Here is a 20,385-nt window from a genome sequence, read left to right on the forward strand (position 1 = left end):
TCGCTTTTTATTACTAGTCATCTTTTTTATCGTAAATTATCAATTACTTATGACGAATTGCCCACGACTGGTGAATAGGGCGTTTACTATCAAAATCAAAGCCGATGGTTTGGCTGGTCATTTCTTCAACGTGATAACGGTTGTTGATTTCGTCATCGAGCACAAACTTGGTAAAATTGTTAGAAAAATACAGCACGCCTTCAGCGGATAAGCGATTCATGGCACGGTTGATGAGTGGTACATGGTCGCGCTGCACATCAAAGGTACCTTGAAATTTCTTGGAATTAGAAAAAGTCGGCGGATCGATAAAAATCACATCGTACTGCTCAGTATTGCTTTTAATCCATTCAAAAATATCTTGGGCAATAAACTGGTAGCTTGGCAAATCTGGCAAGCCGTTTAGGGCAAAATTTTTGCGTCCCCAATCCAGATAGTTTTGTGATAAATCCACCGATGTCACCGCTTTTGCCCCGCCCAATGCCGCATGAACGCTGGCAGTACAAGTATAAGCAAACAGATTAAGCACCGTTTTACCGCGTGAGTTTTCTGCAATAATTTTTCGGATGCTGCGATGGTCAAGGAATAACCCTGTATCCAAATAATCGCTAAAGTTCACCAAAAAATACGCCCGTTGGTTGTTGGCGGTTGGCTCGCTGACCACATGGAATTTACCCGAATTGGCTTTTTTCTCATACTGCTCATTGCCGGATTGGCGGGCGCGGGTTTTGATAAACACTTGCTCACGGTTTACTTGCAAGGCTTCACGCACGCCATGCAGCGCTAGATTAAAGCGCTTTTTGGCGGTCTCTAACGGGATTGATTTAGGGGCGGCATATTCTTGCACATGCACAAATTCGCCATATACATCCACTGCTACTTTAAAGTCGGGCAAATCGGCATCGTATACACGCAGATTGGTCACGGCTTGTTTATGAGCCAGCTTGCGCAGATTGGCAAGATTTTTTTGTAGTCGATTGATAAAATCTTGACCTTCTTCTACGGCGATTTCACGTTTTTCAAAGCGCGTAATCAGCGGTGTGTCTTTACTCTTTAACAGCTCACCATAACGAAAATAAACGGTGATAGCACCATTGTGACAGCGTAGGGTTTTTGGCTCGGCAAGGGGTAGTACGTCGGCTTGTTCAACTTTGGCAGCGAGGACACCCAAAGTCACTTTGGCAGGGCTATCTGCAAACAGGGCTTGTAGTTTTTTACCCAGACCTTGATACAAGGGTTTAATCAATTCTTGTTCACCCAGACGCTCACCATACGGTGGGTTGGTGATAAACAGGGGATTGACCCAGCCATTGACTTGTTTTTCTAGTGCCAAATTAAGGGTCGCCAGTGAGCGCTGCTGCAAGGTAATACGGTTGATGATAGGCGTCAAACCTGCGGCGATTAAATTTTTATGCGTGGCTCGAACCGCGCCTGCGTCCATATCAAAAGCAAATACCGCGGGCATCTCGCCATTTGCCATGGCATTTAGGCGATGATGAAAACGGGTTTGCGCGTCTTGCACCATACGCTCCCAAAGGTCAGTATCATGATGTTGCCATGCATAAAACCCAAATTGGCTATCGGCTTTATCCAGTCCTACAGCATAATCCGCGCTCATCAGCAAGGCTTCAATAATCAGCGTGCCTGAGCCACACATCGGGTCGACGATACTGTCAAATTGGGTGGTGTGAAAATTCACGCTATAGAGCAGGGCAGCCGCCAAGTTTTCTTTGAGTGGTGCTTCAGTCATCGCAGCACGATAACCACGGCGGTGCAAACTGGTACCTGATAAGTCTAAATACAATTCAGCTTGTTTGTCACCCACCGTAGCGACAATGCCAAAATCGGGGTTTTTATCGACATTGGGGCGACGACCGAACTGCTCGTTAAATTGGTCGGCAATCGCATCTTTAACGCGCAGCATGGTGAATTGCTGGTTGGCTTGTACGCGCTTATCTAGGGTCAAACGAATCGCAAAGGTTTGTTCCAAATCAAATAACTGGGTCCATTTGACCGTTTTGGCAAAGGTATAGAGCTGTTCTGCAATATCGTACTCGGGATTGATGTTCTTTTTGCCCAGTGGTAACAATACCCGCGATGCCACACGAGACCATAGACAAACTTGATAAATCTGCGCTAGCGTCAATGTCGCCATCAGCCGACCCGTGCGCTCAATTTGTGTATCTATACCAAAGCTTGCCAGCTCAGTTTGCAGGGGAATCTCTAGCCCATCGGCACAAGTGATGACAATGTGAAAAGTTTGCCCAACGGGCGTTGTATTGCTGTCTGTCATAAATACTGCCAAAAAAAGTCAAAGTTGATTAATGGCGTATTTTAGCATGATTAGCAAAGGACAAATGACAGAATGTCTGAAATTATGGAGAAGTTTTTACCGATGGGGCTGCTTCGCTTGGCATTGCGCTTGGCATTAAAAGCTGCATATGAGGGTAAGGTGTGGCAATGCCGGCATCATCGAGTGCTACTTTGATTTGTTCGCGTAGATTTTCTTTGATAAATGGCATTCGAGACACGTGTGGCGGATTGACCCAAAACCGCACGATAAAAAACACCCCAAAATCGCCAATTTTATCCACTGTCGCTGTGGGCGCAGGACGCTCTAATACCTCTTTGGTGTTGGCTAAAATATCAAGAATAATAGCGCGAGCGCTTTCAATATTAGCTTCCAACGCGATACGCACTTCAATATCAAAACGAATCAGATTTTTGGCAGTCAAATTAATGACTTCGGCTGAGGCAACGGTTGAATTGGGGAAAATCACGGTGATATTGTCACGGGTCAAAATTTGGGTAGTGCGCAAGGCGATTTGCACCACTTTGCCTTCTTTTTCATTAATGCTGACCCAATCACCGACTTGAAATGACTGCTCAATCAAAATGGTGATACCGGCAATAAAGTTGGCAAGTGTGGCTTGTGCCGCAAAACCCACTGCGATACCTGCAATTCCAAGACCTGCGACCACAGACACAATATCAAAACCAAACTGCGACATCACCGAGGCAATCCATAATACGATGATGAGCATGGACAACAAATTATGCAGTAATTGTTCAATCGACGCGTTTAGCCCATAATTTTTGAGCATTTTTTGCATCAAATAGCCGAGGTTGTACCACGCCATATAAAAAATCACTGACCAAATACCGGCTTTGGCAGTGGCTTTGACTGTTTCAGGTTCAAAATTAAGCTGACTCATCACCGCAAGCAAACTTGAAAATAACCACATCAACCGTGCGATGAGCCTTAACGATTGGCTGTATTTACTGTCTTTGGCGATAAAACGGGCAGAATTGATGAGCAACAAACTTAACCGATAGACCACGCCCAAAATAGCCAACAGTACCATAATTTTGATGCCTGTACTGGCAAGTTTGGAGAGATACAGCGGCCAATTAACCGCTTCATCTTCGAGCGAACCACCGACTGCTTTATAGACGTCATAATACAAGTCGTGATAGATATTTTTAAAAAATTGGTTCACGGACATACAATGAGTGATCTCGAGTCAAAAAATCAAAATAAAATAAGGTGTTTGGCTTAATTTGAGTTAAAGGGTGGGTAATATCGCAAGTAATTTATCAATATGCCCCTTGGCGCGGACATTACGCATCTCATAAACCAGTTTGCCGGCGTTGTCGAAAATTAAGGTTGAACGTACCACGCCAAGGCTGACTTTGCCGTACAGTTTTTTTTCGGCAATGATGCCAAAATATTGGCAAAGTTGTTCATCGGTATCACTCACCAGTGCAAAATTAATCTGTTGGTTGCTGATAAATTTTTCATGGCTTTTGACACTATCTCTTGATACGCCAATGACTTGATAGCCAAGCTGCTGCAGTTGAGTCAAATGCTGGCTAAAATCTTGCGCTTGTACACTACAGCCTGAGGTGTTGTCTTTTGGATAAAAGTACAGAATCAAGCCTTTGTCTGCTTGTTTGGCATATGCTGGCAGGTTGATTTGACGCTGGATAAATTGCGGCTGCGCTGTAGCATGACGGCTGGTATCCGCTTCCACAATGGTGACCAAAAAATTGGGTAGTTGAGTCATGGGCATTTCCCAAGCAAAAATTGAATTAACAATATCAGAAAGCCAGATTGAGTACAAACTTCTTCATGCGACAAAACAAAAAAAGACCAGTAAACAACTGGTCTGGTGGCGCGGCTCTATCGATTATGGACTTGATTGTAGCCGATTAGGGACGGGCTTTATTAAATTTAACGCCGTTGCCACACGCTTTCATACGCGCACTGATGGTTTGGAAGGTTTTGTTTTGGCGAACATCTTTGCCACTTTTTACCCAGGTATCAAGCTCATTTTTTTGCGCTTGGGTGATTTTCGATTGTTCATCTACCACACAAGTACATACTTTTTTTGCAGAAGCGGCATCAGTGATGTGTTTATCGGTCATTTGGGTAGCGCAAGCATTGACGTATTGTGGGTTGGCGGCATGTGCGGCAAACGGCAAAACCATGCTAGCAAATAGGGTTGCGATGGCTGAATGTTTCATAGTTTATCCTCATAAAAGACAGCAGTATAGAACAGCAGGTGTTCAATCGTACAATGGCTAGCTTTACCGTTGACGCAATAAAGCTGGCAGGATTTGATGATGATAGATTACTGATAAATAGTTGGGTCATCTATTTCAGCTTGTAAAAAACCTTGCTGTCGTAAATAACAGCTATCGCAGTGCCCACAGGCTCGCCCTTCGCTATCTGCGCGGTAGCATGACACAGTCAATGCATAATCCACCCCCAGCGATACCCCCAACTTAATGATTTCTGCTTTACTTAAATGCAACAATGGCGTTGCAATGTGGAGATGATTGCCCATCACACCTGCTTTGGTAGCGAGATTTGCCATCTTTTCAAAGGCTTCAATATATTCAGGACGACAATCAGGATAGCCTGAGTAATCGACTGCATTGACGCCAATCACAATGGCATTGGACTGTGTCACCTCTGCCAATGCCAGCGCATACGACAAAAAGATGGTATTACGCGCGGGTACATAGGTGATTGGAATGCTGTCATTATGCTGATTATCGCTAAAATCTGTTTGTTTGGCATCGGGTACCACCAGCGAAGCATCGGTCAACGCCGAGCCACCTAACTGTGCCAAATCAATATGAATAATACGGTGGTTGACTTGGGCAGTCGCGGCAATTTTTTTGGCGGCATTAAGTTCGCTATTGTGGCGCTGACCGTAGTTAAAGCTTACCGCTGTGACGTTGGCATAATTGGCTTTTGCCCAGTAAAGGCAAGTCACGGAATCTAGCCCGCCCGAGAGTAAGACGACGGCGTTTTGTGGTGTGGTTGATGTACTCATAAAAATTTACTAACGACAAAAGGTGTATTTTATCAGAACTGAAGCAATTGTTGATGGGAAAATATGGGGATAAAAATAGTCAACGCAATATTAGCCAAAAAACATTTCAAAAAACTGCTATCACTACCAGTAAATATTTGCGTATTCCACTAAAAAAACTTATAAAATAACCAAGAAGTTTTAAACCGAGCTTTAAACTACGTTATCTGACACTTTAGCCCAAACCATACCATTGTCGTCATTGCATCATTTTTTATTTTTTCTTTGTTTAAGGTCACTCATGATAGTTCAAACCCATTTTGTTAGCCATACTGCCATCTTATCAGCCATAAGCGTTGGCTTGCTGTATTTGACAGGTTGTAGTGTTGCGCCCTCAACCGCCAAGCCCGATAGCAATACTATTAATACCCCTGCCACTATTCCTAACACCCAAGCGAACCCAGATACCCAAGCACTCACCACGCGTTCGCTAGACAAGGCGCTACAAAAATGCGCCAGCGAGTTTTTGGAGAAAACCCAGCCGACAATTACTGCTAAGCTATCGCAAAAAACCTACCCCCTGTGCTTTAATGGCTTCGCGGTGATGTATTCGGGTGTCACCAAAACCCCGATTTGGGTCGCTGAGCATTTGACGCGACAACGAATAACGGCTGCCAAAACCTTGGTCAGAGAGGATAACTTTCATGAAGAAACTCGCCTGCCAACCGAGGTGCGTAGCTTATTGAGCGATTATACCCGTACCGGATTTGACAGAGGGCATTTAGCGCCCAATGCTGATATGGCAAACCCGGACTCACAATTTGATAGCTTTAGTTTGGCCAATATTGCCCCACAAACACCTGACAACAACCGTAAAACTTGGGTAAAAATTGAAACACAAACTCGCAACCTGACCAACCAATACGGCTCAGCTTATGTGGTGACAGGGGTGGCATTTCTAACACCGGAAGTCAAACGGCTAAAAAATCGTGTGCTGGTGCCATCGCATTTTTTTAAAGCGGTATATTTGCCATCACAACATCAAGCGATGGCATTTTTTAGCCCGAATGATGATAGCGGAACCGTTGAAAAAATTAGCCTAAGCACCCTTAAAAAACGCACCGGGGTCAATGCATTTCCCAGTTTGCCGAGTAATGTAGCAACTATTTCACCATAACCATAAGTAGTAATTAGCAAGTCAAAAACTAGCAAATTAGCAACTAAACAAGGGAAAAAGATGAGTGCTTTTAAACCATTTCAAAATGATAGCCAAAGCGTTGGCTTAGGCGAATTTACCCTTGAGAATCAAGGAGAGCAAGTCAATCTCTATGGTAGTGCGACGTTTACGTTGGATAAACAAAGTTTAGCCACGGCAAAACAATTACAAGATGTATTGAGTCAAATCATTGCGTATTTAGAAGCCCATCAAGCGCAAACGGTGGAAAAATCTGCCACGCAACAACAGCAAGCGTCGCACGTGGACGAAGTAAATAATCCTTTCTTATAAATAAAAAAAGCGCAAATCAAACAATTTGCGCTTTTTATGGGCAAGCTATTTATGGGCAGGCTAGGCATCAAACTAGGCATTAAAACTGATAGTTAAAGCCAATTTTAGTTTTGCTGTCGACACGGTTATCAACCAGTGGGCTGTCTTTTTGCTCATCGCTCAAATACTCTAAATGCTGACTGATAAATGCACTCCAGCGTGGTGAAATGGCGTAACTGGCACTGACATTCACATAGGGGGTAACGCTACTATCAGCGTTATAAGCTTTTATCCCGGTGCGTAGCGATTCTTGCTCAGAAACACCAAAGTAGTAGTTGTTGTACTTGTCATTGTACCACTGCAGTCCTAACTCAGGATAAATGGTGATTTTATCATCCATTGCTTTAAATCTGCTCAAATGCGCCACTTTTGCGCTAGTACCATCACTGCGACCTAACGCATCAGTTTCCACTTGCGCTTTAAAGCCGCCATACGGGGTGATGCGCATATAGCTTGTACCTACCATAGCAGACCATTTACGCTCATCGAGTCCTTTTAACGCCGCTGTGCTCGCATCGTCTGGATCAAATGAACGGCTATCATAGCTTGCGGTCAATCGCCATTCGTTTTGTGCATCTTTGTAGGGATAATAGCCCGCTTCACTGCCTTCAATGTAGAGTCGATTGTTGTCATAAAATGCCTGTGGCATGACCGTAACATCATTGTCCTTGTCGTACGCATAATGATTGATTGACGCGTTTAACCCTAGTTTAAAGCGGGCATTGGTATCCACTGGCATAGAGGCTGCGTGGGCAAATGTTGTGCCCAACATACTGGCAAGTACCAGACAAGGCGCGAAAAATTGTTTCATAAAAACATCCTGTGAGAGTGGGTCATACAAAAAAGTGCTGACAGGCGTAAAGCGTAGAAAATAACAACCAATTTGCCTGTGAACCATACAGCAAGATGATAAATTTATTATGGCTTGACTTCCTCCCCTCCCTAAAGTGAGGGGATTCCTTCTACAAGACGGTTAAGCCCAACCGCAAGAATGTTCTTACTGGTGTTAATATCTCTATCATGCCGTGTGCCACACGTTGCACAAGTCCATTCTCTTATTCGCAAACCTGCTCTACCTTTCGGACTACTGGACATATCGCCACAGCACGAGCAAGTTTGGGTAGTGTATTTCTCATTCACGATTTCAAAACGGCAACCTGCGTTCTCGCATTTGTAGGTCAGTTGTCGCTTGAGTTCAAACCAACCTGCATCGTAAACCGATTTGGCTAGTTTGCCTTTTTTACTGTTAAATTGGGTAGTTCTAACGTCACCTACCACGATTAGGGCATTGTCTTTGACTAATTGGGTGGTGAATTTATGGATGAGGTCTTGGCGTGTGTTTTTGATTTTGGCATGGATCGCTTTGACACGTTGTTTGTTTTTAGCTCGTTGAGCAATGGCTAAATCTTTGGCATATTTGAGCGTTTGCTTGATGGTGAGTTTGTCACCGCTTGAGGTAGTGGCACTGTCTTTAAGCCCTAAGTCAATGCCTACGCTACCTGTTCCACAAGTAGTTTTAGGGTATTGTTTGACGGTAATACACGCATACCAACGGTTACGGCTGTCTTGGACAATTTCCAGCGTGTTGATTTGATATAGGCTAAGGTTGTAGCTGTCCCATAGATCAATGACTAGCTTTTGCCCTTTGGCTAAAGATAGTTGTAAGGTAGATTTTAAGCCCTTTTTACCAGTTTGGTGTGTGGCAATGTGCTTAATGGCGGATTGTTTGAATGGTAGCCAACCTAAGTTTTTACGCTTTGAATTTGGGTTGTTGGTTCGCCATGACAATTTAGCTTTTTTGAATTGTTTTCTAGCTTTGGCGTGGGTTTCATTGATGGCTTGAATGGTTTGCGAGTGTAAGCCAAGTAGTTCACCGCTACCTTTGGTGTAGTCGTTTAGGTCGTAAGCACTAAAGAATTTGCCAGTTTTTTGTAGGTGTCTATAACTCAAATCATTGACATAATTCCACACGAAATTAACCGAACCGCTTAGGCGGTTAAGCTTTGCTGTGTGTTTATCTCGTATGCGTAGCTTGAGTGTTTTCATGGGTTCAAGTATAATTAGATTTTTATATTTTACATTTGGTCTAATTATATGTCAAACGATTTAAGACTTGGTAGGCACGTTGTTTACAATCTTCATGTGCATTTGGTCTTTGTGGCTAAATACCGCAAAAAAGTATTCACTAAAGAGATTTTAGACGATATGCAGGTTATCTTTGAGAAAGTTTGTTCAAAGTTTGAGGCTCAACTAGTTGAGTTTGACGGTGAAAGTGACCATGTGCATTTATTGGTGGTTTATCCGCCCAAAGTGGCTATTTCTAGTTTGGTGAATAGCTTGAAAGGCGTGTCTAGTCGGTTATTGCGTAAAAAAGAATATCCGTCTCTTAAAGAGCAGTTATGGGGAGAAGCGTTGTGGTCGCCTAGTTATTTTGCAGGTAGTTGTGGTGGTCCTCCAGTTGAGATTATCCGCCAGTACATTGAACAGCAGAATACACCGCACTAAATACCATCTGTGTGTAAGCATGATTGCGGAGTTGCCTTATATCCACCGCCTGAAGTCGGTGGTTTTACGGCAACAGAGGATAAAAAGGTCAGCGCAAATAGTTGAATTTAAAGGTGCGATAGATGAAATCCAAGCCAGCATAAATTATTGAGCTACCTTGAGAACACTATTAAAATGTTATAATATAACATTTTTAATATTCTCGATACTTAATTGGGCAACCCAGCATGATAAACGCATTGATTAACAAATATGCTTTTTTTAGCCGACCTTTTTTGCTACTAATGCCACTAAAAATCCCCACAATTGCAGGGCTAACATTAACGATGAGCCTATTGGGGGGATTAACAGGCTGCCAAAAGCAAACTGACAATCCATCCACTTCAACGCAATCAGCCTCAAATCAATCCGCATCAAATAGCTCAGCTACAAACAATACCTCAGCAAAAAATAACGTCTCATCAAACATCGTTATTGATACCCAATTACCCACCGTATATGCGACCACCAATGTGTGGGGCTCGGTGGCTAAAGCGGTCGGGGGGGATAAAGTTAATGTGATTGTGGGGGTTGATGATTTATCACAAGATCCGCATGATTATCAAGCCACAGCGACCGACAAGCTTAATATCACTAAGTCCGCTATCATGCTGGTCAACGGTGGCGGGTATGATAATTGGGGTATGAGCTTAGCTGAGTCGGTGAGTCATAAACCTGTAGTGATTAATGCCGTAGCACTTTCACGACTGTCGCCTAACATAGACAATGCGGCAGATGAGCCTGCCAGTGAACAACACCAACACGAAATAAAGACCGCTGATCCGCAACCATCTGATCATCCTCACGTGCCCAGTGCAGGGCATAGCGAAGTACATAGTCACTCGCACGGTGACTTCAATGAGCACGTGTTTTTCTCCCTTGATACAGCAAAAAAAGTGGCTGAAGCGGTCAACAAGCAATTGGCTGCAACATCACCTGCCAATCAAGCAATTTATGCGAAAAATACCCAGCAATTCATCCAGCAAATTGATGCGCTTAAAGTCAAAGCCCAACAAATCGGACAGCGAAAAGCCATCACTGCCTTTGCTACTGAGCCCGTCATCGGGTATTTGCTAGCAGATATGGGCATCAAGGATGTGACGCCAAAAGCCTATGCTGTGCAATCAGAGACGGATGCGGGGGTATCGGTCAAAGTGCTCAATGACAGCAAAAGCCTGCTGAGCAATAAACAAGTGGGTTTGTTGGTTGTCAATGCCCAGACCGAGGATGCTACCTCAAAGCAACTAATCACATTGGCGAAGGCATCAACAGTACCGGTTGTGGCGGTCTATGAAACTCTGCCCGATGGCGTGACAAGCTATACGCAATTTATTGAAAAAACCCTGGATGATTTTGCGGCCGCGACGCGCTAATTTTAATTAGCCTAAAAATTTTAGATTACCCATTAGCGCATTTGGGGAAAAATTTGCGTTAATTGGTATAGTATTGGCTGGTTATCGCTTATAATGCTTAAATTTTTTAGCCCAGATTTTTTGCAATGTGATATTGCCAATCAACCATCCTCGCCTTTAGGATCTTGTCGTTAATCTTGCTGTTAGGATGAAGAAGTAGCCACCATGCCCATGTCAACCACCAAAATAGCCAATAGCGAGCGGCAGTTTGAGCAGGCTATTCATTGCCAATCGTTTGTCAAACCGCCCCATTCACAGCAAGTCGTTCTGCAAGTCAAAGATGGCAGTATGCACTTTGGACAACGTCTGCTCTGGCAGGATGTCAATTTTTCGATTTTATCGGGTGAATTTGTGGCACTGCTCGGCGCCAACGGTACAGGCAAGACCACACTGCTGCGAAGTTTACTCAAACTTGTGCCACTATCAAGTGGTTCAATCACGCTTGGCAAAGATATTCGAGTGGGCTATGTGCCTCAGCTCAAAGACTTTGCGCCAAAACTACCGATTCGGGGTAGGGACTTGGTGCAGCTAGGGCTGGATGGGGAAAATTATCTGTTTGGTGTATTTAGCCCGAAAAAAACCTTGGGCGGTTTTTGGCAGACAGCAAAACAAAAAAAATATTTGGTGGATAAAGCCATTGCGGAAGTCGGTGGTGAGTCATTTTGTGATGCGCCACTTACCATGCTGTCGGGTGGTGAGCAGCAGCGCATGCGTATCGCCCAAGCCTTGGTCGCTGAGCCTGATGTTTTGTTGATGGATGAGCCGCTGCTGAGCCTTGATGTGGCAAGCCAGTATGTGGTCAGTGATATTTTAGCCCATCGCAAACAAGCACATCATACCGCGATTTTGATGATTAGCCATGAACTCGAGCCGATTATACCTTTGGTAGATAAAGTGCTGTGCCTTGAAAATGCGACTGCCAAGCTCGGTGGTGTCGACTTAATCAATCGATTTCGCTAATTTATTTGCTTCAATCAAAAACAAGCCATCACATTCGATGGTTTTTTAACTTTTGGAATTTACATGCTGCTCACAACTTGGCTACATACCATCATCAATTTTGATAACTTTGCTGAGCTGTTGCCCTTGGTGTCGACGTCCATCGTGGCCGCGGTATTGTTGGGTGTGATGGCGGGATTCATGGGACCGATGGTTCAGGCACGGGACATGGCGTTTGCCGTGCATGGGACAGCCGAGCTGTCGTTTGCAGGGGCGGCGTGTGCCTTATGGTTAGGGTCTTCAGTGACGCTAGGTGCCGTCATTGGGGCGGTGACGGCTGGCATGGTGCTAGGGGTCATGGGGATTGATGGCAAAAACCGCAACTCAGTGGTGGGTATTTTGTTGCCATTCGGGCTTGGGCTGGGGGTGTTGTTTTTATCCTTGTATCAAGGGCGCTCCTCCAATAAATTTGGCTTATTAACCGGGCAAATTGTTGCAATCACGCCCGCTGAATTGCAGTCGATGTTAGTGGTTGCGGTGATTGTACTGTCAATCATCGCCATATTTGGTCAGCGCATGTTATTTGCCGCAGTCGATCCGCAAGTTGCCCAAGCGCAGCATTTGAATTTAACATTTTTATCTTTGCTGTTTATGTTTGCACTGAGTCTTGTGGTGGCGGTGAGTGTGCAGTTTGTCGGTGCATTGCTGCTATTATCGTTACTCATCACGCCTGCGGCAGCGGCGAGTCAAGTGACGGCTAGACCTATCTATGTCTATTTGTTGTCTATGCTGTTTGCCATTATCGCTGGAGTTGGCGGCATATTATTATCGTTAGGACCTGGACTGCCGATTTCACCTTATATCACCACCATTTCATTTGTGATTTATTTAAGCTGCTGGGGAATTGGCTACTTACGAAAAAAAGCGGGGTGGAACAAACGCTTAGCTGCAAACTTTTCTTAATCAACAGGGTATAAAAAAAGCGCAAATGGTATCAATTTGCGCTGTTTGTATATGGATGTGTATTTAAACTTTAAACTTCAGCCAGGCTAGTGGGGGCATCGATGGTTTGAATAACGCCACCGCCTAAACAGATGTCATCTCGATAAAACACACAAGACTGACCGGGTGTCACCGCGCGCTGTGGCTCGTCAAACACCACTTTTATGGTGTCACCCGTTTCATCAAGGGCAAAAACTGTACAGGCTTGATCGGGCTGACGATAGCGCGTTTTGGCGGTACAGCGATAACCTTGGGCAGTAAACAGTTGGGCGGGTGCATCAACCACCCAGTCAAGCTTATAGGCAGTCAATTCGGTGGATTGTAACATCGGATGGTCATGCCCTTGACCAACAATCAGGCGATTATTATCCAAGTCTTTGTGCAATACAAACCAAGGCGCCTCATCTCTATCTTTGACCCCACCAATACCAATACCCCCACGTTGACCGAGTGTGTAATACATTAAGCCATCGTGGGTGCCGATTTTTTTGCCATCATCGGTATAGATATCGCCTTTTTGAGCGGGCAAATACTGCTGTAAAAAGTCTTTAAAGCGTCGCTCGCCGATAAAGCAAATACCCGTAGAGTCTTTTTTCTTCGCAGTCGCTAAATCATACTGCTCAGCAATACGGCGTACTTCAGATTTTTCTAACTCACCCACAGGGAACAAGGTTTTGGCGATTTTATCGCCTGCCACCGCGTGCAGAAAATAGCTTTGGTCTTTATTGTTATCAAGTCCGCGCAGTAGTGGCGCTTTGCCATTTTCATCGCCAAAACCGCGGCGCGCATAGTGACCGGTGGCAATATAATCCGCCCCCAAAGTTAGCGCATAATCCAAAAAGGCTTTAAACTTGACTTCTTTGTTGCATAAAATATCAGGATTTGGGGTGCGACCGGCGCTATATTCTGCCAAAAAATGCTCAAATACGCGATCCCAATATTCCATGGCAAAGTTGGCGGTATGCAGTTTAATGCCGATTTTATCGGCGACCGCTTGCGCATCGGCAAGGTCAGTCATGGCGGTACAATACTCGGTACCGTCATCTTCTTCCCAGTTTTTCATAAACAAGCCTTCAACATCAAAGCCTGCTTGTTTGAGCAAAACGGCGGTGACAGAAGAATCAACTCCCCCTGACATCCCCACAATGACGCGGGTTTTGGCAGGGCTCGCAATATCAGATAAATTAACAGCAGTTGAATAAGTCATAATTTTTAAAAGTGCCAAAAGCGTTATTATAGCAAATTTATTGCTTGTTAAAAATTAATAAACCTGCCACAATACCGTTATCGGATGAGCCGATATCGAAAAAACCCAACTTATTCTCGTAAGTTGGGTTTTTTAATGCGCAAATTATATTAATTGATTTTTTCAAATTCACTGATTGGCTTTAATAGATAAAGCGACATTGTAAATTCACAAACATTCTTTATATAACCTTTACTTATGATAAAAAATTTGGGGCTGGTATGCGTTGGATATTTCTGACCGTCATTGTATTGTTGTTTGAATTGTTTACTTATGGCGCGGGGCGGGGGCTGCAGTGGTGGGCAGGGTCTTGGTTATCCGATCGCTCTTCTCGCTATTTGATGATTAGTCTATTTGTGATAAGTAATGCGTTATTGGTATTTGGCATCGCACGATTGACGAGCTTTGGGCTTAAGCTGTCTATGACTTGGCTGACTATTTTGTGGTTTGTCATCATGTCGATGGTGGCGGTGGGCATTATCAATTTGGTGTTGATGAAAGTTGCCCCGCAATTTTTTAATGCCGTGAGTTATCAAATTTACGGGGAACGCATTTTGTTGCCGCTGGTGTTTTTTGGCATGGTGTTGATGGGTATTTATAATGCTTATACACCCACCATTCGTCATATCACCTTGACTGCCAATCAGCCACTTGCTAAACCGATTCGGATTGGGATGGTTTCAGACCTGCATTTGGGTCTAATGGTCGGTGAGCGGCAAATTAACCGATTAACCGATATGGTAAAAGCACAGAACGTGCAACTGCTGCTCATGCCTGGCGATATCATGGATGATAATGTTGATTATTATACCTCGCAAAATATGCAGCCCGCGCTGCAACAACTAGCAAGAGCAGTGCCAATGGGCGCGTATGCCACACTAGGTAATCATGACATGTATGGGCATGAAGGCGAGATTCGCGATGCGATCCAAAAAGCCAATATTACCTTATTGGCAGATGACAAAGTGTTGGTTGATAATCAGTTTTGGTTGGTAGGACGACTGGATAATCATGCCAGTTATCGTAAAGCGACCAAGGACTTAATACCGTCAAATACGGATAAGCCGATAATTTTACTTGACCATGAGCCCAATGAGATTGAACAAAACGTACAATTACCGATTGATTTGCAAGTGTCTGGACATACCCATAATGGGCAAATATTTCCTGCCAATTTCATTGTCAAATTCTTAAATCGTTTGGGTTACGGCTATGAACGTATCAACAATACCGATGTGATTGTAAGCTCGGGTTATGGTTTTTGGGGTGTGCCATTTCGGCTGGGCTCGCAAGCGGAGCTTTGGGTGATTGATTTAGTCGGTAAAAAATCCTAAATAGGACTTTAGCGCTTAAAACTGGCTGTTAGTGAGCGTATCGAAGTTATTGTAAATTATGGCGATGACAGGTTATTGCCATGAAAGACTATTGTATAGACACTGTCTGCATCATCAGTTGTATGTTGCTACGAATATCCTCGAGTGATATGTGGTGGTCTTGCTGCAGACAGTAACTTAAATTATTTAATATAATCCCTGCATACGTATGCCCTTGAAACTCCAAGTCGCCTGGGCGTCCATGACGCTTAGCATGCTCAATATAATTTTGTTTGATTAACGCATACATATCATCATATAAATGGATATTTGGGGTTTTGATTTGCCAAAAAGCCAGTATGCGTTGTTTTTGCGCGTGAATAAACGCCCAAAATTGTTCCAAACACATCAGTAAATTTTCTTGACTGGCGACACTAAAGCGTTCAGTTAAAAACTTCTCATACACTTGGCGAAAATTACTCACCATTTTCTCCGCCAGCGCCTCTTTACTGGCATAATGACGATAAAAGGTTGAGCGATTAATCGCTGCAGTATCTAAAATATCTTGGACAGTGATGGCGCGGTAACGTTTCTGCTGCAGTAATGCCAGAAAAGCTTGCTCGATATGTTGTTCAGTCTTAATGACCCGTAAATCATTTTCGTTCATCGCTTTTTGGTACCCTTACGCGCTTTATCTTACGCTTTATGTCTTATGCTTTATGTCTTAGGCTTTAAATTTTAGCAATCGCATGAATTGCGCAAAATTTTTGCAATAAACAACATTATCTACCTAACTGTACCCTTATGCAACATTTATGTTTTATTTGATGCTTAAAAGCTGTTGAGGATGGTTTTATATTGCCACCCATTAAACGTATCAAATGACATAATCAAGCTATTTTCTATGATAAATCCGTCTGCCTGCCGTCGGATTTTTTAGATTTTGCCAATCAAGGTTTGCGATAAGCACAAAAAAATCGTTGAAACCACGCTGACAGTCGTTAAAAATATTCTGCTAATAGACGTAATATCTAGGCAAAGCAAACGCAGTTTAAATTCAACCTGCTAAAATGTTACTATCGTCAAGTACATAGATAACTTTGGTTACAAAATATAATTTAACCGCAATTTTATAATTCGACTTATAATAATCCATCTTATCAAATTGCGTCGTTAATTTATGAGTAAAGCACATGCTAAAACCTCGGTTCCTGCACTCACGTTAGGGGCAATCGGGGTCGTTTATGGCGATATCGGTACCAGTGTACTGTATTCAGTCAAAGAAGTTTTTAATTCTGGTCATGTCGCCTTTAACGTTGCCAATATCTATGGGGTGCTGTCATTATTTGTATGGACGATTACCATCATCGTCAGTCTCAAGTACATCTCGTTGGTGCTACGTGCCGACAATAAAGGGGAAGGCGGTCTGATTGCGATGCTCGCTTTGGCATCAAGCGCGGTGAAACATCGCCCAAAATTGCACGCAGTCATCATGACCATGGGGATATTTGGTACCTGCTTGTTTTATGGCGATGGGGTGATTACCCCATCCATCTCGGTGCTATCGGCAGTAGAAGGTTTGACGGTGGTATCGCCGCGGCTGCATAGTGTGGTAATTCCTGCCACGCTGACCATTTTGTTCCTGTTATTTTTTGTGCAAAAATTTGGTACCAAAGGTATTGGTAAACTGTTTGGACCTGTGATGGTGCTGTGGTTTTTGTTGATTGCTGGCATTGGGGTTTATCATATTCAGCACAATGTCGAAATCTTGCAAGCCATCAATCCTATTTATGCTTATCAGTTTGTGATGAACAATCCGACACTCGCCTTTATCATTTTGGGGGCAGTTGTGTTGTGCGTGACAGGCGGTGAAGCCTTGTATGCCGATATGGGGCATTTTGGCAAAAAACCGATTCGTATCGCTTGGTTTTCCATTGTCATGCCCGCCTTGTTGCTCAATTATTTTGGTCAAGGCGCATTTTTACTCGCCAACCCTGATGGCAAATCCAATCCCTTCTTTTTGATGATTCCAGATGCCATGCGTATTCCGATGGTGGTAATGGCAACTCTAGCGACGGTGATTGCGTCACAAGCGCTGATTTCTGGGGCGTTTAGTATCACCAAACAAGCGGTGCAACTTGGCTTTTTACCGCGTATGCGTATTGTGTATACCAATGTCAAAGAAGTGGGTCAGATTTATATTCCAGCGATTAACTGGGGCTTATTTATCGCAATTGCGTTTGCTGTGGTGATGTTCAAATCATCGGGTGCGTTAGCGGCCGCTTATGGTATTGCGGTTTGTACGGATATGCTGATTACCACGATATTGACCTTCTTTGTGATTCGCTATGCGTGGAAATATCCTTTGCTACTGTGTATTGCTGCGACCTCATTGTTCTTTGTGGTGGATTTCTTGTTTTGGGCGTCAAATCTGCTTAAGCTCCTCAAAGGCGGCTGGTTCCCATTGTTGTTAGGGGGCGTCATGTTTGTGCTCATGATGACTTGGCGAGATGGGCGTAACTTGGTGAGAATTGCCCATACCACAAGACAAATTAACTTAAAAAATTTCTTGGATGACTTGTTTGGTAGTTTTACCAATAAACGCTTACAAATAGCTTTGGAGTCGACGCAAGGCAAATTAGAAAAGCTGACCCAAGATATTGAAAACGCGCCACTTGAGAATATCCAAGAGCTGCAAAATCAGCAAGCGGTACTGCAAGAGAAAATCTTAATCAACCAGCGCTGCCAAGTGCTGTTTGAAAATATCAAAAAAATCAAAGGCATTGCTGTATTTATGGTCTCTGAAGTCGATATCGTACCCGTGGCGTTGAAACAAAACTTAAAGCACAATAAATGCTTGCATGAGTACAATATCTTTGTCACTGTGAATACCCTAGAAACCCCTTGGGTGGGTCTTAGCAAACGTAGTGAAGTGACCTATTTGGGACACAATTGCTGGAAGGTGGTGCTCAATTTTGGCTTTAAAAATGACCCTGATGTGCCAGACTCACTCAAACACATTCAGCAATTTAACTTTGATTTCGATCCTGCCAAGGTGAGTTATTTCTTATCCCATGAGGCGGTGGTGGCATCTGAGAGCATCAAAGGTATGGCGTTATGGCGTGAAAAATTGTTTGCCCATATGCACCGTAATGCCGGCACCGCGGCTGAGTTTCTAAAACTTCCTAGCAACAATGTGGTAGAAATGGGTGCCAAAGTAGAAATTTAAATGTCTAACATAAAAAAGCCATTCCTTCGATAGTGGCTTTTTTTTCTGCTTTTCTGCTTGATTGTGACTTAGTCTGTTTCAAATGCTTGATTCAGCGAGGCTTCGACGGCATCAATTCGCGCTTGGCATACTTTATAGGCGTCAATGGACTCCGCTACAATGGTCATCAGTGCGTCGATGTTGGGCTCTTGGCTATTTTGCAAGCGCTGTGCATTTGTTTTTAGCACCTCATAGGCGCTTTTAAAATCGGTTGGCTCGGTCATGGTTATTCCTGTTGATTGATAGGTCAGTTTTTTGGGTGTTTAGCATTGACGGTGGCTTGTAGATAGCCATCTTGTAGCTCAATGGTTATGGTTGTATTGGGTTCAACTTGGGCAATCGAAGTCATCACCGTATTTGATGTAGGATGCGAGGTTCTGATAATCGCATAGCCACGAGTTAATACAGTTGACGGATGCTGTAACAATGTCATCTCACGCAGTCGATCGGTCGATTGACGAGCCGTGGTGATTTGCTGATAGGCAAGTTGGCGAATCTGTACAAATTGGTTGTCCATGGCAAGTTTAGCGGCAGATAATTGTCGCTGCGCTGCCGATTGTATCTTGGTAAGTTGTTGTTCGCTATCACGCCGTGCCTGCAAGATGCTGGATTTAGCAATTTGCTCGATGGTTAAAAAATGTTGTTTGGCACCCTGGGTAATAGTGAGCAAATGATTGCGAATACCTGCGATAACTTTGGATGGGGTATCAAAACTTTGATGTGCGACTTCATCTAGCATGACGCGGTCGCGCTCATGACCAATGCCGACCCATACCGGTATCGGCTGCTCCGCTACCAGCGCGGCAAGTTCGTAATCATTGAGATACGCCAAATCGCCCACCGCGCCGCCACCCCGAATAATCACTATCAAATCTGCGGTAATATGCTGCTTGCTCAGATTTTTCATGCCTTTAATGATGGCTTGGCGGATGTCTTCAGGGGCGTGATTGCCTTGAAAAGTGGCGTGCTCATAATGAAAAATACAAGCCCCTGTGCTGGCGAGCCTATCGGCATCCGCGCGAAAATCGCCCAACCCTGCGGCTTTTTCAGGGGCGATGACGAGCACATGCTCAATATCAAACGGCATCGGGAGCGATTGATTGAGATCGAGCAGCCCTTCTTCATGCAGTCTGGTTAAAATCATTTGGTATTGCTTTGCCAAATCGCCCAGTGTGTAAGTGGGGTCGATATCGACGATGTTTAAAGAAAAGCCATATTGGGCATGGAACGTGGCTGAGACTTTGAGCAATACATTCAAGCCTCGCTCAAGGCTCATGCCAGTGTTTTTTTCAAACTTTGACAGTACTTTGGCTGCTTGACCGCGCCATAGCGTGCCGCGGCAGCTGGCGGTGACTTTGCCCTCCATATCTTTATCCGCCAATTCAAAATAATAGTGACCGCCTTTGGCTGACAGACTACGGATTTCAGCTTTCACCCAAACGGTATGGGCAAACGTTTCACTAATCACCAACTGCACAGCGGATAGATAATCACTTAGTGACAATATAGTATCGCTTAATGCCTGTTGCAGTTGGCTATCGCGGTCTTGAATGGCTAATTGTTCGCTAAAGTCATCATCGTTTAAGTTATCAACGCTTAAGTTATCAACACTGCCACGCTTTGCAGTTGCTTTATGATCAGGCTCACTATCGTCAAGCAGCGCCAAAAATACGTCATCAGCCTGGTTTAATGAGGTGGTTTGCAAATCCAGTCGTGCGAGCTGATCTTCAATTGATTTGATAACGGTTTTGGAAGCTTTTGCCATGGAGAATTCTTGTTAACTAAAAATAAAAT

The 20,385-nt window shown here is 44.0% G+C and carries 19 protein-coding genes; 8 read left to right on the top strand and 11 right to left on the bottom strand.

Features of this window, described 5'->3' with window-relative positions:
- Positions 1-43: 43 nt before the first annotated feature.
- The 5 genes from rlmKL to queC form a co-directional block, all read right to left on the bottom strand.
- Positions 44-2,290 carry a bifunctional 23S rRNA (guanine(2069)-N(7))-methyltransferase RlmK/23S rRNA (guanine(2445)-N(2))-methyltransferase RlmL gene (gene rlmKL / locus RTN07_RS04015; RefSeq protein ID WP_312175927.1) on the bottom strand — a complete coding sequence of 749 codons (2,247 nt, stop codon included), beginning with the start codon at positions 2,288-2,290 and terminating at the stop codon, positions 44-46.
- Positions 2,291-2,372: 82 nt separating this feature from the next.
- Positions 2,373-3,503, bottom strand: a complete 1,131-nt coding sequence (locus RTN07_RS04020) for a mechanosensitive ion channel family protein (RefSeq protein ID WP_312175929.1) — start codon at positions 3,501-3,503, stop codon at positions 2,373-2,375.
- Between the two features lie 60 nt (positions 3,504-3,563).
- On the bottom strand, positions 3,564-4,064 hold the full coding sequence (locus RTN07_RS04025; protein WP_312175932.1) for a peroxiredoxin: 501 nt from the start codon (positions 4,062-4,064) through the stop codon (positions 3,564-3,566).
- A 145-nt stretch (positions 4,065-4,209) separates the two neighbouring features.
- The gene (locus RTN07_RS04030; protein WP_312175934.1) at positions 4,210-4,524 is read right to left on the bottom strand and encodes a hypothetical protein; all 315 of its coding nucleotides are present in this window, start codon (positions 4,522-4,524) and stop codon (positions 4,210-4,212) included.
- Positions 4,525-4,631: 107 nt separating this feature from the next.
- Positions 4,632-5,342 carry a 7-cyano-7-deazaguanine synthase QueC gene (gene queC / locus RTN07_RS04035; protein WP_312175937.1) on the bottom strand — a complete coding sequence of 237 codons (711 nt, stop codon included), beginning with the start codon at positions 5,340-5,342 and terminating at the stop codon, positions 4,632-4,634.
- Between the two features lie 280 nt (positions 5,343-5,622).
- Here queC and RTN07_RS04040 point away from each other — a divergent pair, with 280 nt between their 5' ends.
- Entirely contained in the window at positions 5,623-6,498 is an 876-nt protein-coding gene (locus RTN07_RS04040; protein WP_239742435.1) for a DNA/RNA non-specific endonuclease, read from the top strand.
- 60 nt (positions 6,499-6,558) lie between these two features.
- The gene (locus RTN07_RS04045; protein ID WP_138019347.1) at positions 6,559-6,828 is read left to right on the top strand and encodes a hypothetical protein; all 270 of its coding nucleotides are present in this window, start codon (positions 6,559-6,561) and stop codon (positions 6,826-6,828) included.
- A 79-nt stretch (positions 6,829-6,907) separates the two neighbouring features.
- Here RTN07_RS04045 and RTN07_RS04050 read toward each other — a convergent pair whose 3' ends face one another.
- Together RTN07_RS04050 and RTN07_RS04055 are read right to left on the bottom strand one after the other, a co-directional pair.
- Positions 6,908-7,678 (bottom strand): MipA/OmpV family protein, encoded by a 771-nt coding sequence (locus RTN07_RS04050; protein ID WP_312175942.1) that lies wholly within the window; start codon positions 7,676-7,678, stop codon positions 6,908-6,910.
- A gap of 131 nt (positions 7,679-7,809) precedes the next feature.
- Positions 7,810-8,913: an RNA-guided endonuclease InsQ/TnpB family protein gene (locus RTN07_RS04055; RefSeq protein ID WP_312175945.1), complete on the bottom strand. Its 1,104-nt coding sequence runs from the start codon at positions 8,911-8,913 to the stop codon at positions 7,810-7,812.
- Positions 8,914-8,961: 48 nt separating this feature from the next.
- On the opposite strand from RTN07_RS04055, the gene tnpA reads away from it, so the two are divergent.
- The 4 genes from tnpA to RTN07_RS04075 all read left to right on the top strand — a co-directional run bounded on the left by tnpA (position 8,962) and on the right by RTN07_RS04075 (position 12,725).
- A complete protein-coding gene (gene tnpA / locus RTN07_RS04060; RefSeq protein ID WP_312175948.1) occupies positions 8,962-9,372 on the top strand; it encodes an IS200/IS605 family transposase in 411 nt (136 codons plus the stop codon).
- A gap of 227 nt (positions 9,373-9,599) precedes the next feature.
- Entirely contained in the window at positions 9,600-10,784 is a 1,185-nt protein-coding gene (locus RTN07_RS04065; protein WP_312175951.1) for a metal ABC transporter solute-binding protein, Zn/Mn family, read from the top strand.
- 204 nt (positions 10,785-10,988) lie between these two features.
- A complete protein-coding gene (locus RTN07_RS04070; RefSeq protein WP_050325403.1) occupies positions 10,989-11,783 on the top strand; it encodes a metal ABC transporter ATP-binding protein in 795 nt (264 codons plus the stop codon).
- Between the two features lie 63 nt (positions 11,784-11,846).
- Positions 11,847-12,725: a metal ABC transporter permease gene (locus RTN07_RS04075; protein ID WP_060995929.1), complete on the top strand. Its 879-nt coding sequence runs from the start codon at positions 11,847-11,849 to the stop codon at positions 12,723-12,725.
- A 70-nt stretch (positions 12,726-12,795) separates the two neighbouring features.
- On the opposite strand, the gene mnmA is transcribed toward RTN07_RS04075, so the two are convergent.
- Positions 12,796-13,971, bottom strand: a complete 1,176-nt coding sequence (gene mnmA, locus RTN07_RS04080; RefSeq protein WP_312175954.1) for a tRNA 2-thiouridine(34) synthase MnmA — start codon at positions 13,969-13,971, stop codon at positions 12,796-12,798.
- A gap of 260 nt (positions 13,972-14,231) precedes the next feature.
- Here mnmA and RTN07_RS04085 point away from each other — a divergent pair, with 260 nt between their 5' ends.
- The gene (locus tag RTN07_RS04085; protein ID WP_312175957.1) at positions 14,232-15,344 is read left to right on the top strand and encodes a metallophosphoesterase; all 1,113 of its coding nucleotides are present in this window, start codon (positions 14,232-14,234) and stop codon (positions 15,342-15,344) included.
- Between the two features lie 88 nt (positions 15,345-15,432).
- Here the strand turns inward: RTN07_RS04085 and RTN07_RS04090 are convergent, their stop codons facing one another.
- Positions 15,433-15,990 carry a TetR/AcrR family transcriptional regulator gene (locus RTN07_RS04090; protein ID WP_096488966.1) on the bottom strand — a complete coding sequence of 186 codons (558 nt, stop codon included), beginning with the start codon at positions 15,988-15,990 and terminating at the stop codon, positions 15,433-15,435.
- A 513-nt stretch (positions 15,991-16,503) separates the two neighbouring features.
- Between RTN07_RS04090 and RTN07_RS04095 the strand changes: the two genes are divergently transcribed.
- Entirely contained in the window at positions 16,504-18,552 is a 2,049-nt protein-coding gene (locus RTN07_RS04095; RefSeq protein ID WP_312175960.1) for a potassium transporter Kup, read from the top strand.
- A gap of 68 nt (positions 18,553-18,620) precedes the next feature.
- On the opposite strand, the gene xseB is transcribed toward RTN07_RS04095, so the two are convergent.
- Both xseB and xseA read right to left on the bottom strand, forming a co-directional pair.
- Entirely contained in the window at positions 18,621-18,815 is a 195-nt protein-coding gene (xseB, locus tag RTN07_RS04100; protein WP_076776608.1) for an exodeoxyribonuclease VII small subunit, read from the bottom strand.
- Positions 18,816-18,838: 23 nt separating this feature from the next.
- Positions 18,839-20,356 (bottom strand): exodeoxyribonuclease VII large subunit, encoded by a 1,518-nt coding sequence (xseA, locus tag RTN07_RS04105; RefSeq protein WP_312175965.1) that lies wholly within the window; start codon positions 20,354-20,356, stop codon positions 18,839-18,841.
- Positions 20,357-20,385: the final 29 nt, after the last annotated feature.

This window comes from Moraxella sp. CTOTU46934 (genome assembly GCF_031979465.1).
Classification (GTDB): domain Bacteria; phylum Pseudomonadota; class Gammaproteobacteria; order Pseudomonadales; family Moraxellaceae; genus Faucicola; species Faucicola tetraodonis.